This window comes from Enterobacter sp. KB-280D8, from assembly GCF_041399405.1.
Lineage (GTDB): Bacteria > Pseudomonadota > Gammaproteobacteria > Enterobacterales > Enterobacteriaceae > Enterobacter > Enterobacter cloacae_N.
The window spans coordinates 1-16,021 of the sequence record NZ_JBGKEC010000015.1; the positions used below are offsets into that span (position 1 = coordinate 1).

Here is a 16,021-nt window from a genome sequence, read left to right on the forward strand (position 1 = left end):
CCGGGGTGAGGGCATCAACCCGCACCAGTCTTATTTGGCGTCTGTCGCCGTGCCGTTCGCATGCCAGTCAAACACGCCGAACTCGAAGCCCTTCAGATCGCCCTTCGCATCCCAGGACAGCGGCCCCATGACGGTTTCGACCGTGTTCGCTTTCAGCCAGGTAGCAATCTCAGCCGGATCGGCTGACTGGTTCAGACCCGCCTGCAGGGACTGCAGCGCAGCGTAGGTAGTCCAGACGAACGCGCCGCTTGGATCCTGTTTCTTCGCCTTGATGGCATCCACGATAGGTTTGTTCGCTGGCACCTGGTCGTAGTTCTTCGGCTTGGTTACCAGCAGGCCTTCGGCTGATTCACCCGCGATGTTAGACAAAGACACGTTCGCCACGCCTTCCGGCCCCATGAACTGGGTTTTCAGACCCGCCGCACGCGCCTGACGCAGGATCTGGCCCATTTCAGGGTGGTAGCCGCCGTAGTAAACGAAATCAATATTCTCTTTCTTCAGACGCGCCACCAACGTGGAGAAGTCTTTCTCACCGGCGGTGATCCCGTCAAAGAAGACCACGTTGGCATTGCCTTTTTTCAGACCGTCCTGCACCGCACGGGCCAGACCTTCACCATACTGCTGTTTGTCGTGAACAATCGCGATACGCTGCGGCTTCACTTTTTCCAGAATGTACTTAGCCGCCGTTGGGCCCTGATCGGAGTCCAGACCCGTGGTGCGCAGGGTCAGCTTATAGCCTCGCGCGGTCAGCTCTGGTGCAGTTGCAGCCGGAGTGATCATCAGAATACCTTCGTCTTCGTAGATGTCAGACGCTGGCTGAGTAGAGGAGGAGCAGAGGTGACCGATAACGTATTTGATCCCGTCGTTCACCACTTTGTTCGCCACCGCGACCGCTTGCTTCGGGTCACAGGCATCGTCGTATTTTACGATCTGCAGTTTTTCTCCCTTGATGCCGCCCTTAGCATTAATGTCTGCAACCGCCTGTTCAGCGCCCGTAAACTCCTGGTCGCCGTACTGTGCTACCGGACCGGACATTGCGCCCACAACAGCCACTTTTATATCTGCCTGTGCCATGGTGCTGAATGCCAACGCGATACATCCTGCCAGTAACGCTTTACCCTTCATGTTCATCCTGAGATTCCCCATTATTATGGTTATTACGATTGTTGTGATGTTGTTGTGCAGCGCTTTATTTCAGTTATTGGTGTGCTGTTCGCGCTTTTTCAGCATACTCTGCTAAAACATACCCCATTTTTATGATTTTGGAATAGCTAATTTGAAATGAATATATGATAAGCCCGACAGGATTTACCGCCGGGCTTGTGGCTTTAACGTGTCAGCGACGCGGAGATAATATCCAGCGCTTTACGGAACTGCGCTTCTGGGATGGTAAGCGGATAGAGGAAGCGGATAACGTTGCCGTACACGCCGCAGCTCAGCAGAAGCAGCCCTTCGTTCAACGCGCGTTCCTGCACCTGGCGGGTGAATTCCGGCGAAGGCTGCCCGGATTGCGGATCGTTAAACTCTACCGCCACCATCGAGCCCTGTGCGCGAATGTCAGCGATATATGGGCAGTGTTCCTTGGCTTTATTGAGCACTTCCACCAGGTGATGACCGAGATGCGCCGAGCGCGTGCAGAGATCTTCCTCATCAATCACGTCCAGCACCGCGTGCGCTGCGGCAATCGCCAGCGGATTACCCGCGTAGGTGCCGCCCAGCCCGCCCGGCGCAGGCGCGTCCATCACGTCGGCACGGCCCGATACCGCTGAAAGCGGCATCCCGCCCGCCAGGCTTTTTGCCATGGTGATCAGGTCCGGCTTCACGCAGTGGTGTTCCATCGAGAAAAGCTTGCCGGTGCGGGCGAAGCCGCTTTGTACCTCGTCAGCAATCAGCAAAATGCCGTGGGTATCGCACAGGGCGCGAAGGGCCTGCATAAAATCAGCGGGCGCGATGTTGAAACCGCCCTCCCCCTGAACCGGTTCGAGAATAATGGCCGCGACCTGGTCAGGAGCGATATCCGCTTTGAAGATGCGTTCCAGGCTTTTCAACGCTTCCGCCGTGCTGACGCCGTGCAGCTCGTTCGGATACTGCGCGTGATACACCGAGCCGGGGAACGGGCCGAAGCCGAGCTTGTACGGCGCGACTTTACCGGTCAGCGCCATGGTCATAAAAGTGCGGCCGTGGAACGCGCCGCCGAAGGTGATAAGGCCAGGGCGCCTGGTGTACGCGCGGGCAATTTTGACCGCGTTTTCGACTGCCTCAGCCCCCGTCGAGAAGAACGCGGTTTTGGCCGGACCGTCAATCGGCACGCGCTGGTTGATGCGCTCGGCAAGCGCCACGTAGCCTTCGTACGGCACAATCTGGTAGGCCGTGTGGGTAAACGCGTGGAGTTGTTTTTCTATAGCGGAGATGACTTTGGGATGGCGATGGCCGGTATTCAGCACCGCGATCCCGGCGGCGAAGTCGATGTACTCATTGCCTTCCACGTCCCACACCGTGGCGTTTTCGGCTTTGTCGGCATAGAAGTTACACATGACGCCGATGCCGCGCGGCGTCGCCTGTAAACGCCGGTCGTTCAGTTCGTTATTTTTCACCCTGTCCCCCTGAGAAGTCGCCTGCTTAGCGCATCAGTAAGTGTTTGCCAGGGGGAGGGAATTCGCCAGAGCGGGCGCTAAAAAAACAAAACCCCCAGACTCTCATCCAGGGGTTCTCGGTGTTATTCGCGGTAATTACGCTTCGATTGCGGCGCGAAGTTTTTTCATGGCGTTCTTTTCAAGCTGACGAACACGTTCCGCAGAAACGCCGTAGCGGTCGGCCAGCTCCTGCAGCGTGGACTTGTTGTCTTCGTCCAGCCAGCGGGCGCGGATGATATCCTGGCTACGTTCGTCGAGGCCTTCCATCGCATGGGTCAGCTTGTTCGCGGCCTGATCTTCCCAGTTATCCTCTTCGATGCCGTCGGCAAAGTTAGAGGTTTTATCCTGCAGATACAGAACCGGTGCCATCGGCTGGCTGTCAGATGCGTCGTCGTCGGAGGACATATCGAAAGTCATGTCCTGCGCGGCCATACGGGATTCCATCTCACGCACGTCTTTGCTGGATACGCCCAGCTCACGCGCCACCATTTCCACTTCATCCTGATTGAACCAGCCCAGACGCTGCTTGGTTTTACGCAGGTTGAAGAACAGTTTACGTTGCGCTTTTGTCGTGGCGACCTTCACGATACGCCAGTTGCGCAGCACGTATTCATGAATTTCTGCTTTGATCCAGTGTACGGCGAAGGAGACCAGTCGCACGCCCACTTCCGGGTTAAAGCGACGTACAGCCTTCATCAGGCCGATGTTACCTTCCTGAATCAAGTCCGCCTGCGGCAGGCCATAGCCCGCATAGTTACGAGCAATGTGAACAACAAAGCGCAGGTGAGACAGGATCAGCTTCTTCGCTGCTTCCAGATCGCCCTGGTAATGCAGCTTTTCAGCAAGCTCCTTTTCTTCCTCGGCCGTTAACATCGGCCAGGTGTTCGCAGCCCGGATATAAGATTCCAGGTTACCAACAGGGGCTAAAGCTAAAGTTTGCATTTCTTTGGTCATTCATTCCTCTCAATGTTTCTTCTGGTCCAGGCTGTCCCCGTCAGGCAACAACCATGCCAAAGCGTTTGAGCAACGAGATTAGCATTCACTCTTTTATCAGACAGTGATTTTATCCACAAGTTCCAGGTGCAACGGTGAATAAATTACGCACAAAATGTGACATGGAGATGATAACAGGGGAAGAGACAACAGGGACGCTTTCCCTGCAGAGCGAACATCTCGGTGCAGGGAAAGATTATATCACGCTTTTATTAGTCGGGAGTAAAGTGGCGTAAATGTTGAACCGTTGCCAGCCATGCGGCAATCCAGCCGATCATGGAGCACACCAGCAGCAACAGCAGGCACTCATCGAAGCCTAAGCCACTGATATCAAACTTAGTTCCAAAAACCTGCGCCACTTCAGTGACGGCAGACGAAAGCCGCATCACCAAAATTTCTGACAATATCAGTGAAAGAAATGCGCCGGAGAAACCGAGCAGTGCGCCGCCGTAAAGGAACGGACGCAGGATGAAACCGTCCGTTGCGCCAATCAGTTTCTGCACGTTGATGGTATCGCGGCGCGCAAAGATGCTCAGGCGCACGCTGTTACCGATGACGAGGAACACCGCCGCCACCATCAGCACGCCGATCATCGCCGACACGCGTCCCACCAGCCCGGTCAGCGCCGCAAGACGGGCAAACCAGCTGTCGTCCATGCGTACTTCATCAATCCCGTTGATGCGGGTGATGCGGTCGCGCAGGGTATTCAGCGAATCGGTGCCCTGGAAATCAAGCTTCGGGATCACCACCGCCACAGCAGGCAGCGGGTTCTCTTCGAGCATATCCAGCGCGCCGCCAAAGCCTGACCAGTTACGGAACTCGCCCAGCGCTTCTTCACGGGAAAGATAATTGACCTTTTCCACGCCCTGCTCGGCCTGGATTTGCCCGACCACCTGCGCCGCCGCGTTATCGTCGAGCGCTTTATCCAGATAAACGGTGATCTGCGGTGACGGATAATACTGCGACGCCGCCTGGTTGACGTTCTTATAGACCATGTAGCAGACGCTTGGCAGCGTCAGGGAGATGGCAATCACCATCACCGTCAGGAACGTCGCCAGCGGTTTGCTTTTCAGGTCCTGCAGCGCGCCGTGGAAGGCGTAACGCACCTGCTCGTTAAACACGTTGGTCTTGCGGGAGGCTGGCTTCGGCGCCGCTTTCTGGCGCTTAGGCGCATTACGATTGCCGTCACCGCCGCCCTGCGGCTTACGGAAACGGTCAAACCGGTTCCCGAACTGCCGAATCTGGTTCATTGCATCACGCTTGTTCACCGTGGCCTCCGTGCAAATGCCCGTCGCTGAGGGTCAGCATGCGGTACGAACGACGAGAAATGAGCCCCATATCGTGCGTCGCCATCAGTACCGTTACCCCTACGCGGTTGAATTCCTCAAACAGACGCAAAATCCCTTCGGACAGGGCATCGTCCAGGTTACCGGTCGGTTCATCCGCCAGCAGTACCGCAGGCTTGTTCACCACCGCGCGGGCGATGCCGACGCGCTGCTGTTCACCGCCGGAGAGCTGGATCGGGAAGTTCTTCGCTTTGTCCAGCAGCCCGACCTTATCCAGCGCCGCAGAGACGCGACGACGGATATCGTCATAGCTGGCGCCGGCAATAATCAGCGGGATCGCCACGTTATCGAAAACGGTGCGATCCATCAGCAGGTGGTGATCCTGGAAAATCATGCCGATCTGACGACGCAGAAACGGCACTTCGCGGTTTTTCAGACGGCTAATTTCGTGGCCGCTGAACCAGATTTTCCCGGCGCTTGGCCGTTCTATCCCACAGATAAGCTTGAGCAGGGTACTTTTCCCCGCGCCGGAATGGCCGGTCAGGAATGCCATCTCGCCCGGCTGCAGGTGGAACGTCACCCCCTGCAGCGCTTGTCTCCCACCGAGATAGGCCTTGCTGACGTGTTCAAAGCGAATCATTGTTAGTCCTCTCGGGCAAATAATGCCTCAATAAAGTCGTCCGCCTTAAACGGACGCAAATCCTCAATACGCTCGCCCACACCGATGTAGCGGATAGGAATGCCGAACTGGTCGGCCACGGAGAAGATCACCCCGCCTTTCGCGGTGCCGTCCAGCTTGGTCAGCGCGATCCCCGTCAGTCCTACCGCTTCATGGAACAGCTTCGCCTGGCTAATGGCGTTCTGCCCGGTGCTGGCGTCGATAGTCAGCATAATTTCATGCGGTGCATCTTCGTCCAGCTTCTTCATGACGCGGACGATTTTCTTCAACTCTTCCATCAGGTGCGATTTGTTCTGCAAACGCCCTGCGGTGTCGGCAATCAGCACGTCCACGTTGCGCGACTTCGCCGCCTGGATGGCGTCGAAAATCACGGACGCGGAATCCGCGCCGGTGTGCTGGGCAATCACCGGAATGTTGTTGCGCTGGCCCCACACCTGGAGCTGCTCAACCGCTGCCGCACGGAAGGTATCGCCCGCCGCCAGCATCACCGATTTGCCCTGCTGCTCAAACTGACGCGCCAGCTTGCCGATGGTGGTGGTTTTACCCACGCCGTTGACGCCAACCATCAGAATAACAAATGGCGTTTTGCCTTCAATATTAAGCGGTTCGTCAACTTTTGCGAGAATTTCACCCATCTCGTCTTTCAGCAGGCCGTACAGCGCCTCGGCGTCGCGCAGCTGTTTGCGGCTCGCCCCTTCGGTCAGGTTGGTGATGATCTTACGGGTAGTTTCCACGCCCACGTCCGCAATCAGCAGCTGCTCTTCCAGCTCTTCAAACAGATCGTCGTCGATCTTCTTGCCGCGGAACAGACTGATAAATCCGGAACCTAAGTTTTCTTTGGTTTTGAGCAGGCTTCGCTTCAGGCGCGCGAAGAAACCTTCTTTGGTCGGTTTTTCCTGCTCCTGCACGATCTCTTCTTCGGCCTGCTCTTCCACCGGCACAACGATGACTGACTCTTCCGCGGCTTCCGCCGCCAGCGCCTGGGCTTCCAGCTCTTCGTCGGTCAGCTCTGGCTCAAGTGCCGCCTCTTCTTCCACCGCCTCAACGATTTCAACGGTTTCCGCTTCGGCCTGCCACTCTTCGGCAGACACCTCTTCGGCGTTGACCTCTTCCGGTAGCGGCAGCTCTTCATGTTCTGTTGCGGCCTGAGGCGCATCGGCAACGGTCTCGATGACGACCGGCTCTGGCTTCTCGCTCTCCTGAACCTGTTCAGTAACCTCAACCACCTCTTCAGCAAAGGATTCAATCTCTTCTTTGCTGTGGGCAGGCTCTTCCGCTTCGACAATCGCAGCGGTTTCTACTGGCGTTTCAGGCTGTGACTGCTCTTCTGCAACCTGTTGTTCTTCGGTTTTCTGTTCTGTTTCTTGCTCTTTTTCACCGAAACCCAACCAGGAAAAGAAGCCACGTTTTTTTTGTTTTGCCATCTGCGACTACACTCCTCGCGGCGCTATATACAGGGAAGCTAAAAAAATGATGAAATAGTCTAACACTTTACTTAATTGACATCACCGCCCGCAATCGCAGGGCAATGGTTAACAGAGCTTTCCAGAGATGAAGAAACCCACCCGCGCCCCGGCCGGTCAAATTCGCATTATCGGCGGCCAGTGGCGAGGCCGGAAATTACCGGTGCCGGACAGCCCCGGTTTACGCCCCACCACCGACCGCGTTCGCGAGACGCTGTTTAACTGGCTTGCCCCGTCAATGGTAGACGCCCATTGCCTGGACTGCTTCGCCGGAAGCGGTGCCTTAGGGCTGGAGGCGCTGTCGCGCTATGCTGCCAGCGCCACGCTGCTGGAGATGGAGCGCGGCGTCGCGCAGATCTTGCAGCAAAATCTGGCGACGCTGAAGGCGACGAATGCGAAAGTGGTAAATACCAATACGCTAAGCTTCCTCGCGCAACAGGGCACGCCGCATAACGTCGTGTTTGTTGACCCGCCGTTCCGCAAGGGGCTGCTGGAAGAGACGTTATCCCTGCTGGAGCACAATGGCTGGCTGGCGGATGACGCGCTAATTTATGTAGAAAGCGAAGTGGAAAACGGCCTGCCACCCGTTCCCGTTCACTGGGATCTGCACCGCGAAAAGGTCGCAGGCCAGGTGGCTTATCGTCTTTATCACCGTCAGGCACAAGGAGGATCCGATGCCGGTACTGATTAACCTGGGACGCTTGCTGATGCTGGGCGTCTGGGCATTTTTGATTTTGAATCTGGTGCACCCGTTCCCGCGCCCGTTGAATATCTTCGTTAACGTGGCGCTGATTTTCACCTCGTTCATGCACGCCCTGCAGATGGTGATGCTGAAAAACGGTCTGCCAAAAGATGGCCCGCCGATGACCGGCTGGCAGCAGCTGCGGGTGTTTATTTTTGGCGTGTTTGAACTGCTGGTGTGGATGAAGAAGTTTAAGGCGCAGGTGAAGAAGTAAGGTGCGGCCTGATGCCCTCACCCTAACCCTCTCCCAGAGGGAGAGGGGACGATTACACCCTCTCCCTCTGGGAGAGGGCCGGGGTGAGGGGAAAATTACCGCTCCGGTTCAAACCCTTCAAAACGCGATCCTTTGTAGCTCAGCGTTCCTTTCTCTCCCACCGTCAGCCGATGGTACTGCTGCGCCTCCAGGCGGAAGGTCATCTCCAGGCCGCCCGTTTCTGGCTTAAAGCTCGCTTCATAGCGCATTGTTGTGCCCGCAGGCGTCACCTGCTGCTGGCGCGAGCGGCGTTCGTTGAGCGGCTTCTCACGTTTGTTGGTCACCACCACGCGCTTTTGCATCAGCAGTGCGGCATCGTTATCCGCCTTCTCGCGGCGCTGTTGCACGAAGCGGAACGAGGCGGCAATGACGATAATCGCCACCACGATAATGAAAAACAGCGGCATCTTGCTCATTAAAACATCCCATCAGATTATGCGGAATTCAGGATACCTCGCCTGCCCCGGCATTGCCAAACGCCCGCCCGCGTCACTACACTGGATCAGAAACTGATTATTCAGCCTCAACAGTTACAGGGAGTTAATATGCTTTGGTCATTTATCGCTGTCTGTTTTTCCGCATGGCTTTACGTCGATGCGTCCTATCGCGGTCCAGCCTGGCAGCGCTGGTTGTTTAAACCCGTTACGCTGCTGTTGCTTCTGCTTTTAGCCTGGCAAGCCCCGATGTTTAACGCCATCAGCTATCTGGTGCTCGCCGGGCTGTGTGCCTCCCTGATTGGCGATGCCTTAACCCTGCTGCCGCGCCAGCGCCTGCTGTACGCCGTGGGGGCGTTCTTCCTGTCGCATCTGCTGTATACCATCTATTTTGCCAGCCAGATGACGCTCTCCTTCTTCTGGCCTCTGCCGCTGGTGCTGCTGGTGATTGGCGCCCTGCTGATAGCAGTCATCTGGTCGCGTCTGGAAGAGATGCGTCTGCCGGTCTGTACGTTTATCGCTATGACGCTGGTGATGGTGTGGCTGGCCGGGGAGCTATGGTTCTTCCGTCCAACCGCCCCGGCGATGTCCGCCTTCTTCGGTGCGGCGCTGCTGTTACTCGGCAATATCGTCTGGCTGGGCAGCCACTATCGCCGCCGCTTCCGGGCGGATAACGCGATTGCCGCCGCCTGCTACTTTGCCGGGCATTTCCTGATTGTGCGTTCGCTGTATATTTAAATAAGCCTTGACTCTGGAGTCGACTCCAGAGTGTATGCTGCGGTTAATGAGAAAATTATCATTACCGGAGACTGCCATGTCGACTCCAGAAACATCTAAAAAAGTTCCACAATTTTCGGCGCTTAAGCTCAGTCCGGTTCCGCCGAAAGACGACTGCTGCTGCGAAGGCGCGTGCGAAACGCAAACTCAGGCGCCTCCTGAAAGCGGCAACCGCTACAGCTGGATGGTCAGCGGCATGGACTGCGCGGCCTGCGCCCGCAAAGTGGAAAATGCAGTGAAGCAGGTGGCGGGCGTGAACTACGTTCAGGTGCTGTTCGCTACCGAAAAGCTGCTGGTCAGCGCCGATAGCGACGTCATGAAGCAGGTTGAAGCTGCCGTCAGCAAGGCGGGCTATACCCTGCGCAGCGAAACGGCTTCCGCTGAAAAAACCTCCCCGTTTAAAGAAAACCTGCCCCTTATCACGCTCATCATCATGATGGCGGTCAGCTGGGGTCTGGAGCAGATTAACCACCCGTTCGGTAACATGGCGTTTATCGCCACTACCCTGGTCGGGCTCTTCCCGATAGCCCGTCAGGCTCTGCGCCTGATAAGAAGCGGCAGCTGGTTCGCCATCGAAACGCTGATGAGCGTGGCGGCCATCGGCGCGCTGTTTATCGGCGCGACGGCGGAAGCGGCGATGGTCCTGCTGCTGTTCTTAATCGGCGAACGGCTTGAGGGCTGGGCGGCGAGCCGGGCGCGCAAAGGGGTAAGCGCGCTGATGGCGCTGAAGCCCGAAACCGCCACGCGGGTTAATGAAGGCAAACGTGAAACTGTCGCCATCAGCACGCTGCGACCGGGCGATGTGATTGAAGTGGCCGCGGGCGGACGCCTGCCAGCCGACGGTACGCTGCTCACCGCCACCGCAAGCTTTGACGAAAGCGCCCTGACCGGAGAATCCATTCCGGTAGAGCGTGCCGCAGGCGAAAAAGTCCCTGCCGGTGCCACCAGCGTTGACCGCCTGGTACAGCTCAAAGTCCTGTCCGAACCGGGCGACAGCGCCATCGACCGCATCCTGAAGCTGATTGAAGAAGCCGAAGAACGCCGCGCGCCCGTCGAGCGTTTCATCGACCGCTTCAGCCGGATTTACACCCCCGCCATCATGCTGGTTGCCCTACTGGTTACCGTGATTCCACCGCTGTTTTTCGGCGCGCCGTGGGAGGGCTGGATTTATAAAGGGCTGACCCTGCTGCTGATCGGCTGCCCGTGCGCGCTGGTGATCTCCACGCCGGCGGCGATTACCTCAGGACTGGCGGCAGCGGCCCGTCGCGGGGCGCTGATTAAGGGCGGCGCGGCGCTGGAACAGCTCAGTCAGATCCGGCATATCGCCTTCGATAAAACGGGTACGCTGACCGTCGGCAAGCCGCAGGTGACGGGCGTCTACCCGCAGGCGATCGGTGAAGACGAACTGCTGGCGCTGGCCGCCGCCGTGGAACAGGGCTCCGCTCACCCGCTGGCGCAGGCGATTGTGCGTGAAGCGCAGGGACGCGGGCTGAATATCCCTTCGGCAACCGCCCAGCGGGCGCTGGTCGGGTCAGGAATTGAGGCCGTCGTCGACGGTAAAAAGGTACTGATTGTTGCGGCGGGCACATTATCTCATCCACAGGTTGAGGCATTAGAGCAGGCCGGTCAGACGGTCGTTGCCGTGATGCAGGACGGCGCGCCGCTGGGCATGCTGGCACTGCGCGATACCCTGCGCGATGATGCCAAAGACGCCGTGGCGGAGCTGCATCAACTAGGCGTACAGGGCGTGATCCTGACCGGTGATAACCCGCGCGCGGCGGCAGCGATTGCCGGCGAGCTGGGGCTAGAATTTAAGGCCGGGTTGCTGCCTGCGGATAAGGTCAGCGCGGTAACCGAGCTAAACAGCCGCGCGCCGCTGGCGATGGTGGGTGACGGAATTAACGATGCCCCGGCGATGAAGGCCGCAACCCTCGGTATTGCGATGGGCAGCGGTACCGATGTGGCACTGGAAACGGCCGATGCGGCGCTGACCCATAACCGCCTGACCGGGCTGGCGCAGATGATTAGCCTGGCGCGGGCGACGCGCGCCAATATCCGCCAGAACATCGGCATTGCGCTGGGTCTGAAGGGGATATTTCTCGTCACCACGCTGCTCGGTATGACCGGGCTGTGGCTGGCGGTACTGGCGGATACCGGGGCGACGGTGCTGGTCACGGCGAACGCGCTGCGGCTGTTGCGTCGGAAATAAAATGGTTATCGAACCGTAGGCCGGGTAAGGCGTAGCCGCCACCCGGCATAAAACGGCATCACTGCATCCCTAACACCCCCGGCAACCATAATGAAATCGCCGGGATGTACGTCACCATCCCCAGCACTATCAGCAGCATGCCGTAGAACGGCAGCATCGCCCGCACAACGTGCTCGATCTTCTGCTTGCTCACCGCGCTCGCCACGAACAGCACCGACCCGACCGGCGGGGTGATCAGCCCGATCCCCAAATTGACCATCATGATCATCCCGAAATGCACCGGGTCAATCCCCAGCGAGTTGGTCACCGGCAGCAGCACCGGGGTCAGGATCAGGATGATCGGCGCCATGTCCATCAGCGTGCCGATCAGCAGCAGCATGATGTTGAGGTACATCAGGATCACGTACTTGTTATCGGACAGCGACGTGAAGAACTCGGTGATGCGCATCGGCAGCTGCATGTAGGTCATCACCGCACCAAACGCCGCGGCAAAGCCAATCAAAATCATCACGATGGTGACCGTTTTGACTGTGCGGCACATCAGCTTCGGCAGTTCGTTCCACTGGTAGTCACGGTAGATGAACATGGTGACGAAGAACGCCCACAGGCAGGCCACGGCGGCGGATTCGGTGGCGGTAAAAATCCCTGACAAGATCCCGCCAAGGATAATGACCACTGTCATCAGCCCCCACAGTGCGTCGAGCATGATTTTCAGCGCCTGTTTGAGAGGGATTTTGTCCCCTTTCGGATAGCCGCGCTTGCGGGCGAAGCACAGGCAGAGCAACATCAGACTCACGCCAAGCAGCAGGCCCGGCAGGACGCCCGCAATGAACAGCGTAGCGATGGAGACCGTGCCACCCGCCGCCAGCGAGTAAATCACCGAGTTGTGGCTGGGCGGGATGAGAATCGCCTGCACCGACCCACTCGCCGTGACCGCCGCCGCGTATTCGCGCGGATAGCCCTTCTTCTCCATTTCCGGGATCATCACGCTGCCGATGGACGCCGTATCCGCCACCGACGAACCAGAAATCGCGCCGAAGAAGGTTGAGGCGACGATGTTCACCAGCGATAGCCCGCCGCGAATGAAGCCGACAAAAACGTAGGCAAAGTTGACCAGCCGTCGGGCAATGCCCCCTTCCGCCATGATCGCCCCGGCAAGGATAAAGAACGGGATCGCCAGCAGGGTAAATTTGTTCACCCCGCTGGTTATCTGGATCATCAGCGCCTCCAGAGGCAGGTCAATCCACAATGCCCCCGCTACGGCGCTTAAGCCCACGGCAAAGGCCACCGGCATTCCCAGCGCCAGCAAAATGGCGAGGGTGAATAACAAAACAAAAGCATCCATCGTTCACCCCTTAACTGTGATTGCCGATCAGCACGACCGGACGGTTTTCCTGTGAGCCAAACAGCAGGCGTTCAAGCACAAACAGGATCAAAATCGCCGACCCAATCGGCAGCGGAAGATAGCTTTCGCCGGAGGTCAGGATGGGGAACTCCGCCACCGGCTGCTCCCACAGTTCGACGCACAGCCAGTAGCTGTACCAGCACATCAGGCCGGAGATCAGCAGCATCAGCAGATCCACCACCCGCGCGCACAGCCGTTGCAGCGACGCGGGCAAACGGTCGGTCAGCATGTTGACCGCGATATGCGATCCGGCGCGGTAACTCACCGCCGCGCCGATGAATGTGAACGTCACCATGCAGATAATGGCGATCGGCTCCGGCCAGGATTCGCCGCGATTGAGCACGTAGCGTGAAAAGATGCCGATGGGGATGACAATCGTCATCACCAGCAGCGAAATACCCGCCACCGCCATGGCGAGCAGATACAGACGGTCCATCCACTTCAGGTAGAGTTCGGACATACGTACTCCGGCTTACTGGACGTCAGCGATGGCTTTCATCAGATCCTGATGCTTGTCGCCATACTGCGCGCGCACCGGCTCTGTGGCCTTGATGAATACCGTCTTATCGATATCGTGGAACTGTACGCCGCCCGCCTTCATTTTTGCCAGCGCCTGGTCGTTATACGCATTCCACAGCTTGCGCTGTTCAAACTGCGCTTCGCGGGCCAGCGTCAGGATTTTTTGCTGTTCGTCAGCGCTCAGCTTGTCCCATTTCACTTTTGAATAGAGCAGCATTTCCGGGGTGATAAAGTGGCCGCTAAGAGTGTAGTTTTTAGCAACCGGCATGTAGTTGTGAGCGATAAAGGTGGGCGGGTTGTTCTCCGCGCCGTCAATCACGCCGGTCTGCATACCGCTGTAAACTTCGCTGACGCCCATCGCCACCGAGTTCGCCCCCATATCCTTCAGCGTGGCAAGCGCTACCGGGCTACCCTGCACGCGGATTTTCTTCCCTTTCAGATCTTCCGGCTTCACGATCGGCTCTTTGGTGATGAGGTTACGGGTGCCGGAATCCATCCAGCCGAGGAAGACCAGCTTCGATTTCGGGTTCGCGGTCAGCTTGTCGCCGATCTGCTTGCCGATATCCCCGTCGATCACCTTGTGCATGTGGTCCTCATCGCGGAAGACGTACGGCAGCGTGAAGACTTCAATATCCGGCAGGATGGCGGCAACCGGCGCCATGGAGACGCGGATCATGTCAATCGCCCCCATCTGCGCCTGCTCTATCATCTGCTTTTCATCCCCCAGCACGCCGCCCGGGAAAACCTTAATCTCCAGCTTGCCGTCGGTTTGCTGTTTGAGTTTTTCACCCATGTGCTGAACCGCGACCACGTTCGGGTAGCCTTCAGGATGCACATCGGCAGCTTTGATGGTTTGGGCAGAAACGGTGCAGGCAAAAGCAGACAGGCACAGTGCGGCCAGTAACGGCTTGAGGGTCGTTTTCATTGAGTCAGCTCCAGGGTAGTGATGTCAGCGTTAAAACAGTGTTTTATTTTTTTACGCTTAGAAAATAGACTAGCCCGGGAGAAGCGTAGGTGAAGCGCCTCACAAAAGCGCGAATTTATGAAACGACGGTTTAAATTTGTGAGGGCGGTAATGCCGGATGATGATGCGGTCATACCCGGCAGGGCATGACCGTGCGTTGATCAGGAAAAATAGCTCATGACCAGCCCTAAAAACAGCACCAGACCGACATAGTTATTGTTCATAAACGCCTTAAAACAGGCTTCGCGTTCGCGTTTTGCAATCAGCTTCTGCTGGTAGGCAAACAGCAATCCCGCCACCAGTATAGACCAGTAAAATTCCCAGTTCAGCCCGTTCAGGCGCGCAATCGCGACCATCAGCGCCAGTACCGCAACCTGCAAAATGCCAATAATGAGTTTGTCCTGACGACCAAAGAGGATGGCGGTAGATTTAATGCCTATTTTCAGGTCATCGTCGCGGTCAACCATCGCATATTGCGTGTCATACGCTACGGCCCAGAGAATATTTGCCAGGAACATCAGCCAGCAGCTAAGCGGTAAGGACTCACTAACCGCTGCAAACGCCATCGGAATCGACCAGCCAAACGCCGCCCCCAGCACCACCTGAGGCAAGTGGGTATAGCGCTTCATAAAGGGATAGACCCAGGCCAGAGCCAGCGCTGCGACGGACAGCAGAATCGTCATGGTGTTCAGAGTTAACACCAGCAGGAAAGAGAGCAGCACCAGAACGATGAACAGCACGCGGGCTTCTTTTCCGGTCACCTGGCCGCTGGGTAGCGGGCGGTTGGCAGTACGCTTTACGTGGCCGTCAAATTTACGATCGGCATAGTCATTCACCACGCAGCCCGCCGCGCGCATCAGCCAGACGCCGGCAACGAATACGCCCAGGATCCACAGCGGCGGCACGCCCGGCGTGGCCACCCACAGCGCCCATAAGGTCGGCCACAGCAGCAGCAACGCGCCAATGGGTTTATCGGTACGCATTAAGCGGTGATACGCCAACAGCTTATTCTGCGTCAGGCTCCACTCCATTTTTTCCTTCCTCTTAGTACAACGGTGATGCCGGTAAAAAAAGCTCCGTCAGGATTAACGGCTTACCGCTCAGGCGAAGGCGGGAACGGCGCCCCCACAGTTCGGCATCACGACCAATCTCAATAAAATCACGGGTCAGCTCAGATGAGGTGAAGAGATAACGTCCCAGCGGCGTTTTCCCCAGCCGCTGCAGCGCCAGCTCAGGCCCGGAAAGCGTTGATTCGGGCACCACCGTGCGCCCGGCAAGCCAGGGTTCGCCATCGGCACAGAGCAAAATTTCGCGCAGCCAGTAGCGTTCCTCCTGCGGCAGCAGCGGCAGCTCGCTGGCGATCTCATCGCCAGAGACAAACCCTTCCTGAATCAGGGTCACCGTGACCGTTTTACCCTGTTGCTCAAAACGTTTCGTCATGGAATCTTCCAGCAGCAACCAGTCCAGTTGCTGCGGATCAAGCGCAGGTATTTGGTCGAAATAGCGCAGCGCACGCAGTTGCGTTAGCGCAGGGTGTGACATGCCAGACTCTCCGATACATAACGTAATGGCATTGTATCGCAGAAACACGGATTGAGGGGGGCCAAACGTTATTTAACGATCACGATCGCAACATGGGCGCAACAGCATGGCGGATACGAAAA

16 protein-coding genes are annotated in these 16,021 nt (G+C 57.5%); 4 read left to right on the top strand and 12 right to left on the bottom strand.

What is annotated here, in order from left to right; genetic code table 11:
* Positions 1 to 30 precede the first annotated feature (30 nt).
* From livJ to ftsY, 6 genes are all read right to left on the bottom strand, one after another.
* Positions 31 to 1,131 carry a branched chain amino acid ABC transporter substrate-binding protein LivJ gene (livJ, locus tag AB8818_RS21625; protein ID WP_072201786.1) on the bottom strand — a complete coding sequence of 367 codons (1,101 nt, stop codon included), beginning with the start codon at positions 1,129 to 1,131 and terminating at the stop codon, positions 31 to 33.
* 197 nt (positions 1,132 to 1,328) lie between these two features.
* The gene (locus tag AB8818_RS21630; RefSeq protein WP_116343989.1) at positions 1,329 to 2,594 is read right to left on the bottom strand and encodes a 4-aminobutyrate--2-oxoglutarate transaminase; all 1,266 of its coding nucleotides are present in this window, start codon (positions 2,592 to 2,594) and stop codon (positions 1,329 to 1,331) included.
* 135 nt (positions 2,595 to 2,729) lie between these two features.
* Positions 2,730 to 3,587 carry an RNA polymerase sigma factor RpoH gene (gene rpoH / locus AB8818_RS21635; RefSeq protein ID WP_028015143.1) on the bottom strand — a complete coding sequence of 286 codons (858 nt, stop codon included), beginning with the start codon at positions 3,585 to 3,587 and terminating at the stop codon, positions 2,730 to 2,732.
* 251 nt (positions 3,588 to 3,838) lie between these two features.
* Complete coding sequence (gene ftsX / locus AB8818_RS21640) at positions 3,839 to 4,894, bottom strand: permease-like cell division protein FtsX (protein ID WP_028015142.1); 1,056 nt, start codon at positions 4,892 to 4,894, stop codon at positions 3,839 to 3,841.
* Positions 4,881 to 5,552: a cell division ATP-binding protein FtsE gene (gene ftsE / locus AB8818_RS21645; RefSeq protein WP_003861525.1), complete on the bottom strand. Its 672-nt coding sequence runs from the start codon at positions 5,550 to 5,552 to the stop codon at positions 4,881 to 4,883. The genes ftsX and ftsE overlap by 14 nt, the downstream gene beginning before the upstream one ends.
* A gap of 2 nt (positions 5,553 to 5,554) precedes the next feature.
* Entirely contained in the window at positions 5,555 to 7,015 is a 1,461-nt protein-coding gene (ftsY, locus tag AB8818_RS21650; RefSeq protein WP_163330892.1) for a signal recognition particle-docking protein FtsY, read from the bottom strand.
* 127 nt (positions 7,016 to 7,142) lie between these two features.
* Here ftsY and rsmD point away from each other — a divergent pair, with 127 nt between their 5' ends.
* Entirely contained in the window at positions 7,143 to 7,745 is a 603-nt protein-coding gene (rsmD, locus tag AB8818_RS21655; protein WP_192984291.1) for a 16S rRNA (guanine(966)-N(2))-methyltransferase, read from the top strand.
* Positions 7,729 to 8,010 (top strand): DUF1145 family protein, encoded by a 282-nt coding sequence (locus AB8818_RS21660; RefSeq protein WP_014882110.1) that lies wholly within the window; start codon positions 7,729 to 7,731, stop codon positions 8,008 to 8,010. Before rsmD ends, AB8818_RS21660 begins: the two co-directional genes overlap by 17 nt.
* Positions 8,011 to 8,105: 95 nt before the next feature.
* On the opposite strand, the gene AB8818_RS21665 is transcribed toward AB8818_RS21660, so the two are convergent.
* Positions 8,106 to 8,465: a DUF2500 domain-containing protein gene (locus AB8818_RS21665; RefSeq protein WP_192984288.1), complete on the bottom strand. Its 360-nt coding sequence runs from the start codon at positions 8,463 to 8,465 to the stop codon at positions 8,106 to 8,108.
* A 129-nt stretch (positions 8,466 to 8,594) separates the two neighbouring features.
* Between AB8818_RS21665 and AB8818_RS21670 the strand changes: the two genes are divergently transcribed.
* The gene (locus AB8818_RS21670) at positions 8,595 to 9,221 is read left to right on the top strand and encodes a lysoplasmalogenase (RefSeq protein ID WP_116343986.1); all 627 of its coding nucleotides are present in this window, start codon (positions 8,595 to 8,597) and stop codon (positions 9,219 to 9,221) included.
* Between the two features lie 76 nt (positions 9,222 to 9,297).
* Positions 9,298 to 11,469: a Zn(II)/Cd(II)/Pb(II) translocating P-type ATPase ZntA gene (gene zntA / locus AB8818_RS21675; protein ID WP_192984286.1), complete on the top strand. Its 2,172-nt coding sequence runs from the start codon at positions 9,298 to 9,300 to the stop codon at positions 11,467 to 11,469.
* Between the two features lie 58 nt (positions 11,470 to 11,527).
* Here the strand turns inward: zntA and AB8818_RS21680 are convergent, their stop codons facing one another.
* From AB8818_RS21680 to ubiC, 5 genes are all read right to left on the bottom strand, one after another.
* Positions 11,528 to 12,814 carry a TRAP transporter large permease gene (locus tag AB8818_RS21680; RefSeq protein WP_371200012.1) on the bottom strand — a complete coding sequence of 429 codons (1,287 nt, stop codon included), beginning with the start codon at positions 12,812 to 12,814 and terminating at the stop codon, positions 11,528 to 11,530.
* 10 nt (positions 12,815 to 12,824) lie between these two features.
* Positions 12,825 to 13,334: a TRAP transporter small permease gene (locus AB8818_RS21685; protein ID WP_061099578.1), complete on the bottom strand. Its 510-nt coding sequence runs from the start codon at positions 13,332 to 13,334 to the stop codon at positions 12,825 to 12,827.
* Positions 13,335 to 13,346: 12 nt separating this feature from the next.
* Positions 13,347 to 14,318 (bottom strand): TRAP transporter substrate-binding protein, encoded by a 972-nt coding sequence (locus AB8818_RS21690; RefSeq protein ID WP_192984284.1) that lies wholly within the window; start codon positions 14,316 to 14,318, stop codon positions 13,347 to 13,349.
* Positions 14,319 to 14,518: 200 nt separating this feature from the next.
* On the bottom strand, positions 14,519 to 15,388 hold the full coding sequence (gene ubiA / locus AB8818_RS21695) for a 4-hydroxybenzoate octaprenyltransferase (protein ID WP_080329933.1): 870 nt from the start codon (positions 15,386 to 15,388) through the stop codon (positions 14,519 to 14,521).
* A gap of 13 nt (positions 15,389 to 15,401) precedes the next feature.
* Entirely contained in the window at positions 15,402 to 15,899 is a 498-nt protein-coding gene (gene ubiC, locus AB8818_RS21700) for a chorismate lyase (protein WP_014882105.1), read from the bottom strand.
* Positions 15,900 to 16,021 lie beyond the last annotated feature (122 nt).